This window comes from Bacterioplanoides sp. (assembly GCF_965219715.1).
In the GTDB taxonomy this organism is placed as follows: domain Bacteria; phylum Pseudomonadota; class Gammaproteobacteria; order Pseudomonadales; family Oceanobacteraceae; genus Bacterioplanoides.
The window spans coordinates 699,601-718,675 of sequence record NZ_OZ244785.1; the positions used below are offsets into that span (position 1 = coordinate 699,601).

General features: G+C 48.4%; 17 protein-coding genes. 12 read left to right on the forward strand and 5 right to left on the reverse strand.

Annotated elements, in window-relative coordinates:
• Positions 1–12 precede the first annotated feature (12 nt).
• The 3 genes from tmk to ACOQOZ_RS03740 are packed head-to-tail and all read left to right on the forward strand — an operon-like array spanning position 13 to position 2,041.
• Entirely contained in the window at positions 13–672 is a 660-nt protein-coding gene (tmk, locus tag ACOQOZ_RS03730; RefSeq protein WP_420590938.1) for a dTMP kinase, read from the forward strand.
• Positions 669–1,670, forward strand: a complete 1,002-nt coding sequence (holB, locus tag ACOQOZ_RS03735; protein WP_420590939.1) for a DNA polymerase III subunit delta' — start codon at positions 669–671, stop codon at positions 1,668–1,670. Before tmk ends, holB begins: the two co-directional genes overlap by 4 nt.
• Before the next feature lie 23 nt (positions 1,671–1,693).
• Positions 1,694–2,041: a PilZ domain-containing protein gene (locus ACOQOZ_RS03740; protein WP_420590940.1), complete on the forward strand. Its 348-nt coding sequence runs from the start codon at positions 1,694–1,696 to the stop codon at positions 2,039–2,041.
• Positions 2,042–2,058: 17 nt separating this feature from the next.
• On the opposite strand, the gene ACOQOZ_RS03745 is transcribed toward ACOQOZ_RS03740, so the two are convergent.
• On the reverse strand, positions 2,059–2,439 hold the full coding sequence (locus tag ACOQOZ_RS03745; protein ID WP_420590941.1) for a hypothetical protein: 381 nt from the start codon (positions 2,437–2,439) through the stop codon (positions 2,059–2,061).
• A gap of 141 nt (positions 2,440–2,580) precedes the next feature.
• Complete coding sequence (locus ACOQOZ_RS03750; protein ID WP_420590942.1) at positions 2,581–3,747, reverse strand: aminotransferase class V-fold PLP-dependent enzyme; 1,167 nt, start codon at positions 3,745–3,747, stop codon at positions 2,581–2,583.
• A gap of 79 nt (positions 3,748–3,826) precedes the next feature.
• Between ACOQOZ_RS03750 and ACOQOZ_RS03755 the strand changes: the two genes are divergently transcribed.
• The 9 genes from ACOQOZ_RS03755 to ACOQOZ_RS03795 all read left to right on the forward strand — a co-directional run bounded on the left by ACOQOZ_RS03755 (position 3,827) and on the right by ACOQOZ_RS03795 (position 15,028).
• Entirely contained in the window at positions 3,827–6,730 is a 2,904-nt protein-coding gene (locus ACOQOZ_RS03755) for an insulinase family protein (RefSeq protein ID WP_420590943.1), read from the forward strand.
• A 196-nt stretch (positions 6,731–6,926) separates the two neighbouring features.
• Complete coding sequence (locus ACOQOZ_RS03760; protein WP_420590944.1) at positions 6,927–7,697, forward strand: DUF3450 domain-containing protein; 771 nt, start codon at positions 6,927–6,929, stop codon at positions 7,695–7,697.
• An 11-nt stretch (positions 7,698–7,708) separates the two neighbouring features.
• A complete protein-coding gene (locus tag ACOQOZ_RS03765; protein WP_420590945.1) occupies positions 7,709–9,070 on the forward strand; it encodes a MotA/TolQ/ExbB proton channel family protein in 1,362 nt (453 codons plus the stop codon).
• Between the two features lie 8 nt (positions 9,071–9,078).
• On the forward strand, positions 9,079–9,594 hold the full coding sequence (locus ACOQOZ_RS03770; protein ID WP_420590946.1) for a MotA/TolQ/ExbB proton channel family protein: 516 nt from the start codon (positions 9,079–9,081) through the stop codon (positions 9,592–9,594).
• A gap of 16 nt (positions 9,595–9,610) precedes the next feature.
• Positions 9,611–10,018 (forward strand): ExbD/TolR family protein, encoded by a 408-nt coding sequence (locus ACOQOZ_RS03775; protein ID WP_376865888.1) that lies wholly within the window; start codon positions 9,611–9,613, stop codon positions 10,016–10,018.
• Positions 10,018–10,647 carry an energy transducer TonB gene (locus ACOQOZ_RS03780; RefSeq protein WP_420590947.1) on the forward strand — a complete coding sequence of 210 codons (630 nt, stop codon included), beginning with the start codon at positions 10,018–10,020 and terminating at the stop codon, positions 10,645–10,647. The genes ACOQOZ_RS03775 and ACOQOZ_RS03780 overlap by 1 nt, the downstream gene beginning before the upstream one ends.
• A gap of 2 nt (positions 10,648–10,649) precedes the next feature.
• Complete coding sequence (locus tag ACOQOZ_RS03785; protein WP_420590948.1) at positions 10,650–11,897, forward strand: tetratricopeptide repeat protein; 1,248 nt, start codon at positions 10,650–10,652, stop codon at positions 11,895–11,897.
• A 99-nt stretch (positions 11,898–11,996) separates the two neighbouring features.
• Positions 11,997–13,241 carry an ABC transporter substrate-binding protein gene (locus ACOQOZ_RS03790; RefSeq protein ID WP_420590949.1) on the forward strand — a complete coding sequence of 415 codons (1,245 nt, stop codon included), beginning with the start codon at positions 11,997–11,999 and terminating at the stop codon, positions 13,239–13,241.
• Positions 13,241–15,028, forward strand: a complete 1,788-nt coding sequence (locus ACOQOZ_RS03795) for an ATP-binding protein (RefSeq protein ID WP_420590950.1) — start codon at positions 13,241–13,243, stop codon at positions 15,026–15,028. The genes ACOQOZ_RS03790 and ACOQOZ_RS03795 overlap by 1 nt, the downstream gene beginning before the upstream one ends.
• A gap of 23 nt (positions 15,029–15,051) precedes the next feature.
• Here ACOQOZ_RS03795 and xthA read toward each other — a convergent pair whose 3' ends face one another.
• The 3 genes from xthA to ACOQOZ_RS03810 are packed head-to-tail and all read right to left on the reverse strand — an operon-like array spanning position 15,052 to position 19,000.
• Positions 15,052–15,864: an exodeoxyribonuclease III gene (gene xthA / locus ACOQOZ_RS03800; protein ID WP_420590951.1), complete on the reverse strand. Its 813-nt coding sequence runs from the start codon at positions 15,862–15,864 to the stop codon at positions 15,052–15,054.
• A 22-nt stretch (positions 15,865–15,886) separates the two neighbouring features.
• Positions 15,887–17,422 (reverse strand): ABC transporter substrate-binding protein, encoded by a 1,536-nt coding sequence (locus ACOQOZ_RS03805; RefSeq protein ID WP_420590952.1) that lies wholly within the window; start codon positions 17,420–17,422, stop codon positions 15,887–15,889.
• A 12-nt stretch (positions 17,423–17,434) separates the two neighbouring features.
• Positions 17,435–19,000, reverse strand: coding sequence for a LysM peptidoglycan-binding domain-containing protein (locus ACOQOZ_RS03810; protein WP_420590953.1), 1,566 nt, complete (start codon positions 18,998–19,000; stop codon positions 17,435–17,437).
• Positions 19,001–19,075: the final 75 nt, after the last annotated feature.

Genomic DNA, 19,075 nt, shown 5'->3' on the forward strand with positions numbered 1-19,075 from the left:
TCCGGACAAAATATGAGCAATAACACAGGTCGCTTTATCACTTTTGAAGGTGGTGAAGGTGTTGGTAAATCCACCAATATTCAGTTTGTTTCCGAGTGGCTGCAACAGCAGGGGATTCGTACACTGATCACCCGCGAGCCTGGTGGGACTGAAATTGCAGAAAAAATCCGCAATGATTTATTAAAGGCTCATCACAACGAAGATATGTCGGATCTGGCAGAGCTTCTTCTGGTTTTCGCTGCACGAGCGCAACATCTGGAAAAAGTAATACGTCCGGCACTTGCATCTGGCACCTGGGTGCTTTGCGATCGTTTTACTGACTCAACCATCGCTTACCAGGGATACGGCCGGGGCTTGTCGAAAGAGGTTATTGCAAGCCTGAAAAAATTGGTGCAACAAGGCATGGAGCCGGATTGCACATTCTTGCTTGAAGCGCCTCTGGAGCTTGGCATGAGCAGAGCCAGAGGTCGGGCAGCCGATGCCGGAGAACAGGTTGATCGATTTGAAACCGAAAAGCTGGAATTTTTTCAACGCGTACAACAAGGCTTCACTGAGCTGGCAGAGCAACAGCCGCGCTTCCGACGGATAGATGCGAGCCAGCCATTAACTCAGGTTCAGAAAGCCATTGCGACACAAATGGAACAACTGCTGACAACCGGTGGCCTGGTATGATTTTGCCCTGGCAGACTCAGGTCTGGGAGGATCTGGTTAAGCGCCAGCAAACGGCTGGTTTACCTCACGCACTGATGTTTACCGGCATCAGTGGTATTGGTAAACATCAGCTGTCTTTGTACACCGCCGAATGGCTACTGTGCCAACGCGCAAAGACCGAGTCACTAAGTCAGCCTTGCGGCTCTTGCCACTCTTGCCAGCTTTGGAAAGCCGGAAGTCACCCGGATTTCATGATATGCCAACCGGAAGACAACAGCCGACAGATTCGTATCGACAGCATTCGTAAGGTGAATGAGTTTCTCGCCCAGACGCCGCAGATCAGTCACTGCCAGGTGGTTATTCTCAAACCGGTCGAGGTGATGAACACCAATGCTGCCAATGCACTGCTGAAAACTCTGGAAGAACCTGCAGGGGAAAGTTTCCTGCTTCTTGAGGCAGAACGTTTTGGCTCGGTACTGCCAACGATTCGCAGTCGCTGCCAGCGTCTTCAGCTACAAGCGCCAACCGAGGCAGAAGCGCTCGCCTGGCTGCAACAGCAGGGAGTTAATGACACTGACGCACACTCTGCTTTGCGCTATAACCCCGGCGCACCACTGGCAGCAAAGCGCTGGCTCGAACAGGATGCCGGAAGTCAGCAGCAAGCCTGGGTGAATCAGTTCAGACAATGGACTCTTGACGCAGCGCCGTTGGAACAGTTGGTGTCAGCCTGGAATAAGCTGGAAATAGAAGACGTCATTCACTGGTTTAACACCGCCCTGGCTGACGCGTTAAAAACACAGCTTGGCGTAACGTCAGAACAGCTCGTTTATCAGCAGCTGCTGCCGGAACTCTTAAGCGGCGCTATGCTGGATTCTTCAAAGCTGATAACCTTGCAGCGCAAAGTACAGGAAGTGCAGGGCAATTTGATGTCCGGTGTTTCACATTATAATAAGCAGCTTTTGCTGGAATCTTTGCTGCTGGATTGGCAGGCAACAATTCGTCGCCATCCGGTAAGTTAGTACACCAGAGATCAGGAGATAACATGAACCCTATGGGCGGTCGCAGCGGTATTCTGTCACTGACAATCAAAGATAAGTCGGTGTTATATGCTGCCTATATGCCATTCATTACCGATGGCGGTTTGTTTATTCCAACAAACAAACAATACCAGCTGGGCGATGAAGTATTTATGCTGTTAAAACTGATGGACGAGCCGGAGAAAATTCCGGTAGCGGGCAAGGTAGTCTGGGTTACACCGAAAGGCGCTCAAGGCAACAAAGTTGCTGGCATCGGTGTTCAGTTCACGGGTGATGACAATATCGCACGGAATAAAATCGAAACATTCCTGGCCGGTGCTCTTAAGTCAGATCGCCTGACACACACCATGTAGTCTGAATCACATCACAGTTAATCCGTTTGGCGCCTGCCTCTGCGCAGTCGCCTTTCCGGCTCTCCATTTTTCCCATACAAATCGTGCATCAAGCCAATATCAAGACGCCTTGAATCCTGACGCCTGTCGTCAAAATGGGTGTAATCACAACGGCAGTTTGAACACGTGCAGCCGGATAACGGAAACAGCGGTGCTTCAGCAGCGAGAAAACGCTTTCCTCTGAGTCGCTTTGCTGCGCGACAGCAGCCCGGATGCAGGTGCGCCTCAACGGCATGAAAAGGATTGAGATGACCTTTTCGGGATTTCCTGCGGCAACGCAATTTAGCTGAATGATTTCGAATGGCAAACACACAAATCGCCAACGACAAAACCACCAGCAAAGTCACAAAGAGCGCCATAACCACCTCCTGCGAATGCCAAATATCTTAGCTATAGCACAGGCAAAACACATTGGCGGCTTGTTAGCAGGGAGACTTGTATTGGCTTTGTGATAATCCGCTGGAAACACTGGCCAGATCGACCTGACCAGTGCCGGAGAGCTATCGGGGTTGCAGCATCGGCAGCAGGCTTTCTAACGCTTCAAGCGCATCATCCAATGCTTCCTGCGTGGTGTGAAAGTGCGGAGAAAAACGAATGCCGCCACCACGATTGGCGCAGATAACGCCCGTCTGCATCAGTGTTTTGTGCAGTCTGGCGCTATCGATATTCCAGAAGTGGAAAGTGAGAATGCCAGAAGGACGCTCATCAATCAGTGGATTGAGAAAAACGGCCTCCATTTCCATCAGGCCGTCTTTCAGGTATTGAATCCGCTCAGCAATGGCGTATTCAATCTGTGGCAAGCCGACCTTCAAAATCAGCTCAAGGCTGGCGTTTAATGCATAACCAGCCAGCATATTCGGGCTACCACATTCAAACCGTTTGGCATCCGGCGCCAATTGCCATTCTCTGGTATTGTAATTCCCTGCATCGGCAACCATGTGCCAGCCATATTCCTGGATTCTCAGCAGATCCATCACCTCCGGGCGCACATAAAAGAAACCTAAACCTTCCGGCCCCAACATCCACTTGTGGCCATCGGCCATGGCGAAATCACATTGGTTCTGTTGTACAGAAAAAGGCTGGGCGCCAACCGCTTGAATCGCATCAATACAAAATAAAACACCAGCTGCACGACAAGCAGCACCAATCCGATCAATATCAAGGCGCAATCCAGAGGCGTACTGCACAGCACTGATGGACACCAATCTTGGCTTTTGCTCGATGGCCATCAGAAGCTCTGATTCAGGGTCGTCGTACGGCAAGGCAACTTCTACAACTTTAACGCCTTTGTCCGCCAGCGATTCCCAGACGATACGGTTAGAGGGAAATTCCTGATCGGAAATCACCACCACGTCGCCAGGCTGCCAATTTAAACCATAAGCAACGAACGACAACGCCTCTGAGGTATTTTTAACCAAAGCGACACTGCCACGAGGAGCGTCGATCAGAGTTTCAAGGTTGCGGCGGAGTTTATCTTCGGCTTTTTCCCATTGAGGATAGTGCGTGGCACCCAGCGCGACATTTTCCGTAGCAAAATCATTGATCGCTTTTCTCGCCGATTCCGGCCAGGGTGCAACCGCGGCATGATTGAGATAACTGCATTCATCATTCACCGGAAATTCACTGCGCCAGTCAAAACCGGCTTGTGGATCATATTGTTCAGTCATGCTTAGCCTTTAATCCTTCGGAGATGGACATAACGCTGCTAAGATTAACGGATTAATATCCATAATGAATAGAGAAGTTATGTCTGATCACAATCTGGCCCATGCGGCATTTCGTCATATCGATGCTACTCAGGTCGAATCGCTGAATCTCACCGTACACCATTATGAACACATCAAAACCGGTGCCGTTCATTACCATCTGGCCAGCGATCATGACGAAAAAGCTTTTCTGGTAGCGTTACGCACCATGCCTCACGACTCAACCGGTGTGGCGCATATTCTGGAACATACCGCTTTGTGTGGTAGTGAAAAGTATCCGGTGCGCGACCCGTTTTTTATGATGACGCGTCGCTCTTTAAATACCTTTATGAATGCCATGACCAGCTCTGACTGGACCGCATATCCATTTGCGTCACAAAACGATAAAGACTTTAACAATCTGCTGGACGTGTATTTAGACGCTGTATTTTTCTCACGTCTGGATCCGTTGGATTTTACCCAGGAAGGTCATCGCGTCGAATTCAGTGAAGAGGGTAATAAAAACTCGCCACTGGAATTTAAAGGTGTGGTTTTTAATGAAATGAAAGGGGCGATGTCGTCACCTGTCAGTCAGCTGTGGCAAGGTATCTCCAGCTATTTATTTCCGACCACAACCTATCACTACAACAGTGGTGGCGAACCAGCCGATATCGTTGATTTAAGTTATGACGAATTAATCGATTTTTATAAAACCCACTACCATCCATCCAATGCCATATTTATGACCTTTGGCGATATGGATGTTGTGGAGCTGCAACAAAAGCTCGACGAGCAAGCATTAAGCCGTTTCGAAAAGCAAAGCAAGCAGTGGCGAGTCCAACCGGAAAAGCGTTACCCATCTCCGATTTCCATCGAGCAGGGCTATGGCGTCGACGGTGACGATTTAACCAATAAAACTCACCACGTCATGGGCTGGCTACTGGGTGATTCAACTGATCTGGATGCCCAGCTGGAAGCCAATTTATTAAGTCAGGTTCTGCTGGATAACAGTGCATCACCTCTGCGTAAAGTACTGGAGCAAACCGATCTGGGTGGTTCTCCATCACCACTGTGTGGCCTGGAAGATTCCAATCGTGAAATGAGTTTTATGTGCGGTGTTGAAGGCAGTGAACCGGAACATGCGGCCGCCATTGAAAAGCTCATTCTCGACACGCTGACACAAATCAGCGAAACCGGCGTCGAGCAAAGCATGGTTGATGCTGCCTTGCATCAATTGGAATTACACCAGCGCGAAATTGGCGGCGACCATTATCCTTATGGCCTCCAGTTGATCTTTAATGCTATCCCGGCAGCCACCCATTATGGCGACCCGGTTAGTCTGCTTAATCTGGACCCGGCGATTAATCGCCTGAAAGAAAAAGTTCAGCAGCCTGACTTTATCCAGTCTGCGGTTAAACGTTTGTTACTGGAAAATCGTCATCGTGTTCGTTTTACCCTTAAGCCCGATGCTTTACTAAACGAAGAAGCGAAACGCCTGGAAACTCAACAGCTGGTGAATATCGCTGATGCCATGAGTGATGCCGATAAGGACGCTGTTGTTGCAGAAACTCAGGCATTAAAAGAACGTCAGGCACAGGAAGATGATCCGGGTATCTTGCCGCAAGTAACACTGGACGATGTTCGCCCGGAAATTTCCCATACCGCTGCCAGCAACAATCATTCAGGTGGATTAAATATCGCTGAATACAACGCTGGCACCAATGGCATTGTGTATCAGCAGCAGATGGTCGATCTTCCGTCACTCAGTCATGAGCAGCTCACCTGGTTACCGTTTTTCTCTCACGCCTGGACCGAGGTTGGTGCTGGCGGAAACGATTATCTGGCCCAACAGCAAAAACAGACGTCAATTGTTGGCAGCTTAACCGCTTACAGCTCAATTAAAGGCCACGTCGATAACAGTGATGCACTGCAAGCTTATTTAGTAATGACTGGCAAAGCACTGGCAGACAATACAAATGAATTCAGTGCACTGGTGAAAGAAACCTGGACGCAACCGGATTTTAGCGAATCTCAGCGTTTGCTGGATTTATTAACTCAGGCGCGTGCCCGAAAAGAACAGGGCATTACCGGTGCGGGTCATTCGCTGGCGATGAGCCTGGCGGCTGCACCACTGAATAAAGCCGCGAATATCGCTAATGAGCTGGGTGGTTTACCCCAGGCCAAACGCCTGAAGCATCGATTGGAAGCTGCACAGAAAGATCCTGCATTATTAGCCAGTGCACTAAACGATCTTTACCAACACATTAAAAGCCCTAATCAGGCGTTACTGGTTCAGGATGAAGCACTGGCAGCGGCCCATGTCGCCAGCGTTAATCAACTCTGGCAAGCCGGTGGCGATACTTCTTCCGTGTTTAATTGGCAAAACACCGAGGGTGGTCAGTATTGGATGGTCGATTCACAGGTGAATTTCTGCGCCTGGGCAATACCAACCGTAACTCTCGATCACGCCGATGCGGCGCCGCTGGCGGTATTGGGTGGTGTATTGCGCAATGGCTATTTACACACTGCAATTCGTGAGCAAGGCGGTGCGTACGGTGCGGGAGCAACTCAGGATTCATCGATCGCCTGTTTTAAATTCTACTCTTATCGCGACCCTCGGGTAGAAGGCACATTTGACGATTATCAATCGTCGATTGACTGGGTACTGAATAAAACCGCTGGCGAGAATCTGGTTGAGCAGGCTGTGCTGGGAATTATTGGCAGTATGGATCGTCCTGGCTCACCAGCAGGTGAGGCGAAACAATCTTTCCATATGGATAAGACTGGTCGCAGCAGGGCAATTCGTCAGACATTCCGTGAACGCCTGCTGGCGGTAAAATGGGATGATGTGTTGCGCGTTGCGGACCAGTACCTGCGCAATCAGGCTGGCCATAAAGCCGTGGTTGCACCACGTGGTAGTGAAGATATCGCCGTTAAGCTAGGCCTGAATGTGGTCGAATATTAAACACGACATTCAGTAAATTCCCTGCCAACGCAAAAAGAAACTCAATTGAGAATTGCTATCAATTGAGTTTCTTTTTATGAGGCGGCATAATGCGCCTCAACTTTTCAGCGGCGGTTAAGCTAAAGCAGTGCACACTGCCAGCTTAATTTGCCCGATACGCCAAATGGCGCTTGATCATCATTGGAATTTCCAGACTATGAAACCTGCAATTTCACATGTCAGCAAAGGACTCGCTCTGTTAGGGCTGATCGGTTCTGTGCTTTCTCCATCGCTGTCCGTTGCTCAAGACGTAGCTGACGCTAAAAAAGAAATCGCCAGCAGCGAGAAGGCTGGTCAAAACAGCCAGCAGCGCATTAACTCGCTCGACGATCAGGCGCAAAAACTGTTAAACGAATATCGCCAGATTAAAGCCGAAGCCGATCAGCTGAATTTATACAATCGCCAGATGACCCGCATCGTTGGCAATCAGGAAGAAGAACTGGCGTCACTCGATCGCCAGATTAATGAAATCGAGCGCACCGAACGCGGCATATTACCTCTGATGAGCCGCATGCTGGATAACCTGCAGCAATTCGTCGAATTAGACACACCATTCCTGCCTAAAGAGCGTGCCACGCGAGTTGCGTTATTGCGTGACCTGATGACTCGTGCTGACGTTACTATTTCTGAGAAATTTCGCCGGGTTCTTGAAGCCTATCAGGTAGAGGTTGATTACGGTCGTAATATCGAAGCGTACCGCGGCCAATTAGACAACACCTCGTACGATTTCCTGCGTATTGGCCGGGTAGCTCTGTACCGTTTAACCAATGACGGCCAGCAGGCCTGGGTTTGGTCACAGAAGAAAAAAGACTGGTTAAGTCTCGATCAGGCTTATATGCGCGATTTACGCAAAGCACTCAAAGTGGCACAACAAACAGCCGCTCCGGAATTATTAAACCTGCCTCTGCCAACCGCAGCTAAGTCATAAGGAATATTGTCATGAAAATGTTGTCTTCTTTATTACTGTCTCTGGCATTGGTTGTACCTGCAACGGCCCAGGCCGAATCTGCCGAAAGCGAATTACAACAATTGCTGCAAAAAGCCAGTGCTTATAAATCCAACGAAGCTGAAATCGATAAAGCACGTCAGGCAGCGTTCCGCAAAGATCTGGCAGCGCAAAAACGATTATTAGCGGAAGCGAAAGAGCAGCTCAAGCGCGAGCAAAAAAGTGCAGACGATTTGAAAAATCGTTTTGACTCGAATGAAAAAAAGCTAATCGACAAAGAAGAAGAACTGCGCCTGCGGGTTGGTAACCTGGGCGAAATGTTTGGTGTTGTGCGCCAGGTCGCTACTGATCTGCAAACCGTGCTGTCGGACAGCCTGACACTGGCTCAGCTTCCGGAGCGCAAAGCAGATCTTGAGAAATTATCCGAAGCCAAAGAATTACCGAATATTTCCGAACTGGAAGACCTGTGGTTCACCCTGCAGCAGGAAATGACCTTAAACGGCCAGATTGCCAGCTTTGAAACTCAGGTAACCGACCAGCAAGGCAAACCGCAAACCCAAACGGTCACTCGTATTGGTGTATTTAATGCGGTAGATGATCAGGGGTATTTATCTTACGACCCTGAATTGCAACAACTTGGCGAATTGGGTCGCCAGCCTGCTGTGGCTGATTTAATTCCTGGCTACTTAGCATCTTCCGCTGACGTTGCTCCTTTTGCTCTGGATCCAAGTCGTGGTGCCTTGATTAACCTGACACTGGAAAACCCGGATTTACTGGAGCGTGTTCAGCAAGGTGCTGAAGTGGGTTACATCATTATCGCGTTGGGCATTCTTGGTTTGTTATTAGCCGCATGGCGCCTGATCACGCTGGCTGGCATTTCTTCGAAAGTGAAACAACAACAAAAGAATATTGATCAGCCTAATGACAACAATCCATTAGGACGTGTACTGAAGAGCTATCAGGAACTGCCGGACCAGATTGAATCGGAAGTTCTGGAAGCCAAGATGGATGAAGCGGTATTACGCGAATTGCCAGCTCTAGAGCGCGGCCAATCAATTATCAAACTGTTTGCCGGCATTGCACCATTATTGGGCCTGCTGGGCACAGTGACGGGTATGATCGCGACCTTCCAGGCAATTACCAACTTCGGCACCGGTGATCCAAAGCTGATGGCCGCAGGTATTTCCCAGGCGTTGATTACCACGGTACTGGGCCTGCTGGCAGCAATCCCGCTGTTACTGGCTCACAACTGGGTGGCATCACAAAGTAAACGCCTGATTCAGTTGCTGGACGAACAGTCTGCTGGCCTGATGGCTCAAAGCCTTGAAGCGAACGCTAAAAACGTTAAAGGATGAGCTGAGCAATGAATTCGCCATTGCAGTGGTTATTTGATTTTATGGCCCAGGGCGGGCCAGTGCTTTACGGCATTTTGCTGCTTAGCATTTTATTGTGGGCGCTGATTCTGGAACGTTTATGGTTTTTCTACATCGAATTGCCTCGTTCCAACCGCCGGGTGGCAGAATCCTGGAAGCAACGCAAAGAACACGATAGCTGGGCGGCACGTAAAATCCGCATCACACTGATCAGTCAGCAGCAACAAGCTGCGAATGCTTTTTTATCAACCGTCGGCATCCTGATTGCCATTTGTCCATTAATGGGACTGCTGGGCACAGTAACCGGCATGATCAGTGTATTTGATGTTCTGGCGGTTACCGGTACCGGTAACGCCCGGGCCATGGCAAACGGTATTTCTCAGGCGACCATTCCAACCATGGCTGGGCTGGTTGTTGCGTTAACAGGTTTATATTTCCGCACGCGCTTTAAGCGCCTCAGCGAACGCGGTGTTCATCAACTCGCAGAAATGCTGCCAACGGATTAATTAACGGATATTTATTATGGCAAGACGTCATACAGATAACGACGCAGATGGAAACGATATCGACATCACACCAATGCTGGATATCGTTTTTATCATGCTGATCTTCTTTATTGTGACCACCTCATTTGTGAAAGAAAGTGGGGTCACAGTCAATCGCCCAAGCGCACAAACCGCGGAAGAGAAAAAGGGTAGTAACATTCTGGTCGCTATTCGCGCCAATGGTGAGATCTGGATCGATCGCCGTGCCATTGATGTGCGCGCTGTTCGACCAAACATTGAACGAATGAAAGCAGAAAACCCGGAAGGTGCAGTTATTATTCAAGCGGATGAGTTCTCGCCTACCGGCCTTTTGGTTAAAGTGATGGATCAGATTCGCCTAGCGGGGATTCAGGATATCTCGATATCGGCTGAGGCAGCTAACTGATGGCAGCGCCGATTCGCATTTTATTAGCACTGCTGGCTGCTGGCGGAGTTTCGCTGGGACTGTTCTTTGCGATGCACAGCATGGTCTCAGGCCCCGCTGATCTGGCAAAAAACAAGAGCGAATCCACCTATATCGATTTCGTCCGGGTAAAGCAGGACAGCCAGACGCAATTAAAAGAGCGTCGTAAAAAAGAGCCGCCAAAACCGAAAAAACCACAATTACCAAAAACGTCTGTTTCCCAACAAAATGTTCAGACTCAGAAAATGCCATTTAACATGCCCCAGGTCGAAGCAGACCTGGCGCTGTCGAATCAGTCATTTCTCGGTGATGCGGTTGTAGGTATGGGCTTTGGGGATAGCGACGTTATTCCGCTGGTGCGTCAGAATCCGGTTTATCCGGAAAAAGCCAAACGGCGTAAGATTGAAGGCTACGTAACGGCCCGGTTGGACATTAATCCTGAAGGCTCAGTGGAAGATGTCGAGATTATCGACTCCAAACCGCGCGGCGTATTCGAGCGGGAAGCTCGCAGGGCGCTGTTCCGCTACAAATTTAAGCCGAAGATGCAGGATGGTAAGCCGGTTGGTCAGGTTGCAACACAGACCATCGAATTCACACTTGGGAAGCGCTGATAATGAAAGCATTATTATTGATGGTTTTGGCTGCCTTTGTTGTGAGCCAACCAGTTCAGGCTGCAGATCAGTCTATCTCGCAATCAACTTATGAAGCACTGAATGAAATTCAGGTTTTTCTGCAGGAAGAAAAGTGGCCAGAGGCTGAAGAAGAGCTGTCGCGCTTAAGCGAAAAACTAAAACCCAGCTTTGGTTTGGCATTAACTTATCAATTGTACGGGCAGTTTTATCTTGCCCAGGAAAAAAACACTCAGGCGCTCGAGCAATTTGAAAAAGCCTTAAAGCTTGAAAAGCTGGCACCAGCACAGGAAGCAGCATTGGCTACCAATGTCGCTCAGTTGTATCTTGCGGAAGAAAAAACATCAGAGGCAGTTGCGAGCCTGGAGTCTCGATTATTAAAAATCGAAAAGGCAGAAGCTGAAGCCAATAAAAAATCTCCGGAAAAGCCCAAGGTTTTTATCCAGCCTATGGCCTATGCCACTCTGGCGATGGCGTATCACATTCATCAGCAATACCCTCAGGTTATTCCCTGGATTAACAAAGCACTAGAGCGCAGCAAAAAACCGAAGGAAAACTGGTTGCAGGTCATGACGGTTGCGTATTACGAGCAAAAAAAGTACTTGAAAGCTGCCCAGGGTTTTCAGCGCTTATTGAATGTTAATCCGGGCAAAGAGGATTATTGGGTTCAGCAAGCTTCAATGTACCAACTGCTTGAACGTCCGAAAGACAGTATGAAAACTATGGAAACTGCTTTTGCCGGTGGCTACCTGACGAAAGACAACAACCTGATGTTGTTGGTGCAGCTGCTGATTTCAAACGGCTTGCCGGAGCGTGGCGGACGCATCTTAAGTAAGCAACTTAATGACGGTAAGATAGAGCTCAATGAACGTAACTGGCGCCTGCTTGCATCAGCCTGGCAACAGGGAAGGGAGCGTTCTGATGCCATTACAGCTCTTCGTGAAGCTTCCAGATTTACCGATGATGGCAAACTTCTGGTGCGCGCTGCCCAAATGTCGATCCAAAACAATGACTACAAAACCGTCATTGTTGATATAGAAGCCGCGATTAAGAAGGGACTATCAGATAAGCAGAAGGGCAATGCATTAATTCTCGCAGGAAACAGCGCGTTTGAACTGCAGGATTACCCAACGGCTAAGCGTTACTTTCAAAGAGCATTAAAGGAGCCCGATAGCGCTTCTTCAGCGAAGACTTGGCTTGATTACATAGCTAGCGTTGAAGAGTACCTTTGATACGGCTGTAACTGATACACCTGCTTGAACTCTCTCAGAGCAGGTGCTGCCTCATAACCCGCTGAAGTTGACCTTAAATCCGCTCTGGTCTTAAGTTACATGTATCTTTATCAAAAGGTACTAGGCATGGAACGGCTGAATTCTCGTCTGTTACTGTTACTTCTGGTGTTCACCAGCCCACTTCTGACAGCTAACACAAAACCCTACGATGAGCTGATAATCTATCTGGATGCCGATCAAACCGGCGCCGTTAATTCTGGTCGTTCTATCCATCAAGGCATGACCGTTGCAATTAATCAGGCTGGAGGTCAGGTCAGTAACATTCCATTACGAATAGTTATCAAAGACCACAGAGGAAACTCACGAAGAAGCCTGAAGCACCTGACGCAATTTCTGAAAGCCGACAACACCCTTGCTGTCTTCAGTGGCTTGCACTCACCACCTTTGCTAACGCACAGGCAATTCATTAATGATCAGGAAATCCTTGTGATGGATCCCTGGGCTGCCGCCGGACCAATCACCCGAACAGAAGGAAAAAACTGGATATTCAGACTCTCTGTTGACGATACAAAAGCTGGCAAGGTGATTGCGACCTCGGCATTAAAAGAGGGGCTGAATAAGCCATATCTGCTATTGGAAGATACCGGCTGGGGGCGGTCTAATCATAAAAATATGTCGGCCGCTCTGAAACAACAAAATAAAGAAGTAGTAGGAGTTAAGTGGTTTAACTGGGGGTTGAGCGAAAACTCAGCGCGCATAATGCTGCGCAAAATTAAGCAATCCGGTGCCGATAGCCTTTATCTGGTGGCCAATGCTCCGGAAGGTAAAACATTTGCCCGGGCAATGCTGTCTTTGGAGAAAAACGAAAGACTACCGATTCGAAGCCACTGGGGAATAACTGGCGGTGATTTTGCCGAAGCGCTGGGAGAGGACCTTCAGGATCTGGACCTTAAGTTTATCCAAACGCGGTTTTCATTTCTAAATCCGATGAGCTCACTTGCAACAAGTATCTTCGATGCCGCAAAACAGGAATTCAGCGATATTCAGAAGCCCGAAGATATCAAAGCTGCAACCGGCTTTGTTCATAGCCATGACCTGATGAAAATCCTGATTGCAGCCATCAACCAAGCAGGTCTCTCCGGCAATATCGTTCAAGACCGTAAGGCTGTAAAACTCGCACTTGAAGATTTATCGAATAACGTTGATGGCTTAATCAAAGTGTATAGCAAGCCTTTTTCTGCCGAAGGGTTTGATAGCCATGAAGCACTTAGCAGCAACGACTACACCATGGGTTACTTCGATTCAAAAGGCGTCATTCGCCTGGTGCAACAAGAGAAGAAGTAGTGCAGAAACAATTCAGCCGCCATTTAAAAACCGAGACCAGCTTTAGCCTTTTTACTGCTGGCGGGATCCTGCTTATCAGCATCATTGTGATTTTGGTAACCTGGTTCAGTCTTCGAAGCATTCTTATCAACCAACAAATAACAGCACAGCTGAATAGCATTAACAACATTGTCGATCAGCTCGATCAATACGTTGAAGTACGCGCCAACGAGCTGATGGGGCAACGCCAGCTTCCTCTGATTACACAGGCAGTTCTGCAACCAGAAATACTGCTGCCCAGCGTTAAAGACTTATTTCGAGACTTGTCCATCCAAAACATAAAGACCCAACAGCTATTACTCGATTTTGCAGGCGATGTAATTTACGCCAGATTCCCCCCCAGAGAAGACAGCTTTTCGGATTCCCCCTGGTTCATGGAGCTATCGGATAATCCGGGCAGCCGTTCAATGCGACTGGTCTCGGGTGCAAGCCCTTATGTCGAAATTGCACTGCCCGTTGTATACAACGACAACACCGAGGGTTTTTTCCTGGCACATTTAAGATGGCAGCGGATGAAAAATATCCTGTCGCTCGACTCCAGGCTCACGGAGTTTCCATTAAGTATTGGCAAGCCCGAAGATAGCAGCTCAATCATTATCGGCAAAAGCAACAATTCCCAATGGCACAAAGCCAGGCAGGAATTCCTGAATTATCCGATCTATTACAAAGTAAATCTGGATAAAATTAACAGTTACACGTATCAGCACCTGACCACAATATTAGTGGTACTCAGTGTGATTGCGGTGCTGGTAACTTATATCGCCATTGCCTGGGGTAAGCGCTACTTCGTAACCCCCATCAAAGAGCTGGATACCCATATTATTGATCTGGCAGAAGGCAACATAAAAGAAATCAACATCCCTGATCATGCGTCGGTTGAGATGCTTGCGTTAACCCGTCAATTTAATTCGATGGCACGCTCCGTCAGAAAGCGTGAAAAGCAGCTAACTGAAACAAACCAACAACTGATTGCCAATCAGGCCCAGTTACTTCATTCGGAAAAAATGGCCAGTATTGGCACCATGGCTGCCGGTGTGGCTCATGAAATTAATAATCCCATTGCTTTTGTAATGAGCAACAATAACTTCCTGGAAGAAATGGTCAGCAACACCAGTCATCTGATTACCTTGATAAAAAGTGGTGAAGTGCAGGCGGCCATCGACTTTATCAACTCCGAAGGCCTGAGCGAGGTATTAGAGGATTGCCGGGATGTGATCAGCGAAAATAAAACCGGACTGCAGCGAGTTAAAGATATCGTTACCAGTCTTAAGCAGTTTACTCACTCAGATGGCGATAAAACAGAAGTTGTCGATCTCAAACGTTGCCTGGAGTTCACAATTAAGCTGATCTGGAATGAGCTTAAATACAGGGCCAAGGTGTCGACTGATTTAAACAGTAATATTTACGTCCGGGCAAATGAAGGGCAGCTGTCTCAGGTTTTCACCAATTTATTAATAAACGCGTCCCACGCTATTGAAGAGGGCGGAGAGATTGGTATCAAGCTGTCTACAGAAGGTGAAAACGCCGTTATATCCATCAAGGACAACGGCAAAGGAATGTCAGAACAAACTCTGCAGAAAATCTTTGAGCCTTTCTATACCGACAAGCCGGTTGGTGTCGGCAGTGGCCTGGGGCTGAGCATTTCTTACGGCATTATTGAAAAGTACGAGGGTGATATCCAGGTCGATAGCACCCTCGGCGAAGGCTCAGTTTTTACCGTGTGTTTGCCGCTCAGCTCCACAAAATAAAAGTTCTGCAGATAAATCCAGTATCAGCTGAACTCAGACCAGATAGGGGCGTGATCGGACGGTTTTTCCATGCCGCGAATATCATAACTCACTCCGGCGCTATGACAGGCTTCGTACAGTGCTGGCGTTGCTAGGATGTGATCGATGCGCAGGCCGCGTTTAGGGTCATCATTAAAGCCCTTAGAACGATAATCAAACCAGCTGAAGGTATCGGACGAATCTGGGTAATGCTTGCGATAGGTGTCCTGTAAACCCCAGGCCAACAAATCCTGATACCATTCACGTTCTTCCGGTAAGAAACTGCATTTTCCGGATTTCAGCCAGCGCTTACGATTAGGCTCACCAATACCGATATCGGTATCTTCCGGTGAAATATTCATATCACCAATGACAACCACATTATCTTCCGGCGTAAAGTTTTCACTCAGATAACGCATCAGATCAGCGTAAAACTTTTCTTTAGCGGGAAACTTGGTTTCGTGGTCGCGACTTTCACCCTGCGGGAAGTAGCCATTTAACACGTCGTAGGTTTTTCCGTCGATTTCATATCGAGCGTGGATCAGACGTTTCTGGGCGTCCTCGTCATCCCAGGGCCAGCCTTTTTGTACCAAAACAGGCGAAGTCTTGCTCAGTAACGCCACACCGTAATGGCTTTTCTGGCCGAAAAACTCAACGTGATACCCAAGGCCTTCGACATCAGCCAGAGGGAATTGTTCGTCATGAACTTTGGTTTCCTGTAAACCCATCACATCAGGGTCCAGTTGGTCGCGAATTGCTTCCAGCTGATGTTGACGAGCACGGATTCCATTAATGTTAAAACTGATAATTTTTGCCATACAGGTTCTACTTCGGATGTGTCTATTGTTCTTTAAATTTAAAGCGTTCATCGGAGACTCTGACAGCCTCTTCACCTGAACGTCGATCAGGTCGGCCAAGTACATCAGCGCGTAATTCCGGGTTAATCCAGAACAGTCCACCACTTACCGGATCAAAAGGGTCGAATACGTCTGCTGAAACACGTGTACCAAGATTGTCTGGCAGCTCAAGCCACTGCCAATACGCATAACGACTAAAAGGCTGACTGGCTCCCGGAGCAAATAAATAATTACTGATCCCGGTTTGCATTTCTTCAGCAGAAGGGGTGGTGTTTAAAATTCCGGAAAACGGATTGTCCGGCGTGCCTTTGATCGCAATCCAGGCTAACGGATAATCGTCATTTCTGAGCTTTTCCATCAAGGCAGAATGATCAACCTGGCGAGCTTTCAGCTTCAAGCCAGCTGCGAGTGCATTATCGAGAAGATAATTCAGTTCACCGCTGTTTTGTGTGCTGTATAACAGCTCTATGGCGGGGATGCTTTTGGCATTAACGGATTTTCCGGATACCGCATCGACAATTTTTTTCCGGGTCTTCAGGCTTTCCAGCTGAGGATGTTTCTGATTCAGAATAAGTCCGGAGAAGCGTGTAATTCCCTGATGATAAAACTCAATCAGCGCAATGCGTTTGCGTTCGTTAAGTCGCTTAATCTTTGCACTGTGCCAATTACTGTCTTTCTGCAGCGGAATGCTATCAATTTCGCCAGATTCAAAATCATCCAGCATTAGCTCTGCATTCTGATAACGCTGATATACCACACGATCAACATTAAATCGCCCGGCAAAAAAAGGCTTGTCTGCTGCCCACCAATCAAGTGTCTTTCTGATTGTTACACGACCGGAACGGGAGATTTTATCAATGTAGTAGGCAGAAGTACTGGGTTCGGAAAGCAGATCAAAGGAATCTGGCCAACCACTGCGGGAGGTGTAAAAGTGCTTTGCCAGCGGACGAAACGCTATTACCCGATTCAGAACCTGGAGAGTAAGTGGCATTCGGGTTTTTACCGCAAAAACTTTTTCTGAAAATATTTCAACCGAATGTATATAGCTGTTTAGCGTTTCGTTCTGAATAGTGGCTTGTGCTTCTGTCGATTGAATAAATTCAAAGCTGAACGCGACATCGGAAGTAGTGACGGCAACTCCGTCCGACCAGCGGGCGTCGTTGTCTATCTGGCAGTAGATTTTTTGCTGCTTGACCTCCACACTCCAGGCTGAACAAAGCATCGAAATGAGTTCACTATCGTCCGGATGGCGCGCCAGCAAAGGCAATTGCATCCGGTTTAAAATTGCTGCCACTTCATTATTTGTGTCCGGACCTATGCGGCGAAGATTGGTTGGCAGGGAGGCAATACCCTGGCGATAAATTCCTCCCGTTACCACATCATCAACCCGTGTTAACGGCTTTCCTTCGTTTGCTTGCCAATTAATTGCAGGTAAGCCGCCATAAGAATATTCAACCGGGACCGCTGCTTCAGCGAATGTCTGAAATGCCAACAATAAAAACAGAATGATCCCTTTCATACAAACCCAGCCTTAGCGTGTTACATCGACATACAAGGTTAACTTCTGACCTGGCTGCAGATATTTATTTTTGGTTTGACGCGAATTCCAGCGACGAATATCGGAAACGCGCACATTAAATTTCTGAGATATACGAGCCAGTGAATCCCCTGAGCGCACCCGATAATTAACCTTTCGGATAACTTCGCGCTTATTCGGCTGAGACTTTTTGCTCCAGATAACCAGTTTTTGACCCGCTTTTAACGGATCGCCCGGAGCCATGCCATTCCAGCGGGCCAATTGGCTGACCTTGACGTCATGATTGCGGGCTATTTGCCAAAAGCTGTCACCGGAACGTACAGCGTATTCCAGGCGCTGACTATTTCCCGGACGACGCGCCGTTTTCAGGCGGGCCATACGCTGAGAAACACTGTGAGAGTAGGCATCCTGACCTTTAAATGCGCCGGGAATTAACAGCTGCTGACCAGCACGAATGATATTGCCACGAATGCTGTTCGCCTGTTTTAACGCATCTGGTGTGGTGCGGAAGCGACGTGCAATGGTTAACAGGCTGTCGCCACCTTTAACTTTGTAGCGTTGCCATTTAACACGAGAGGTTGCCGGCATAGAAGCCAACTGCTGCTCAAATATCTCTTTTTTATCAACCGGAATTAACAGCTCATGAGGGCCGGACGGGTGAGTTGCCCAGCGGTTGTATTCAGGATTCAGTCGGTAAATTTCTTCCAGGCTGGTGTCGGCAAGTTCGGCAGCTTGTGACAGATCGATCTGTCCACCAGTATTTACAATGGCGAAGTAAGGTTTGTTATCAATCGGTTTTAACTCAACACCGTATTTGGCCGGATCTTTCACCAGCTTGGCGAGTGCAATCAGCTTTGGCACATAAGCTCGGGTTTCCTTCGGCAGACTTAGGGACCAAAAATCAGTAGGCTTGCCTTTGCGTCGATTCTTTCGAATTGCCTTACGTACCGTGCCTGCACCTGAGTTATAAGCGGCCAATGCGAGCAACCAGTCGCCATCGAATTCTCGTTGCAGAGCGTTCAGATAGCGCAATGCACCTTCTGTCGCTGCGCGAATATCGCGTCGTCCATCGTGCCACCAGTCTTGTTGCAAACCGAAGTCACGCCCGGTCGCCGGGATAAACTGCCAGACTCCGGATGCCCGACCATGAGAATAAGCAAACGGGTCAAATGCGCTCTCTACGATTGGCAGCATTGCCAGCTCACCCGGCAATTGACGAGCTTCGATTTGTTCGGCAATAAAGTGCAGATAACGAACACCACGATCAGCAACTCGGTTGAGATAGCCCTGATGGGATTTATACCAATTTAACTGTGCCGTAATTCTCGGGTTGTCGACATTAAGATTCAGACGATAGTCGCTGATAATACGAGGCCAGATATTGTCGAATTCCTGCGCATCTTCTTCAGCGGGAGTGGTAGCGGAGTAGTCATCCACCAGCACCAGCGACTGTTCCGATTTTTTGGTCGGCTCAGCAGGCTGTACGATGGCTTGGTGGTTTGCACAGCTGCTGGCAAACAGCGCCAGCAGCAGAGGAATTAATGGTGTGAAGCGTTGCATCTGATTACAATGGAGTGACGAAAAGGGCTCAGTCTAAATTCACCGGGTCTGGCTATCAAGGAATTAAGAGCTTAG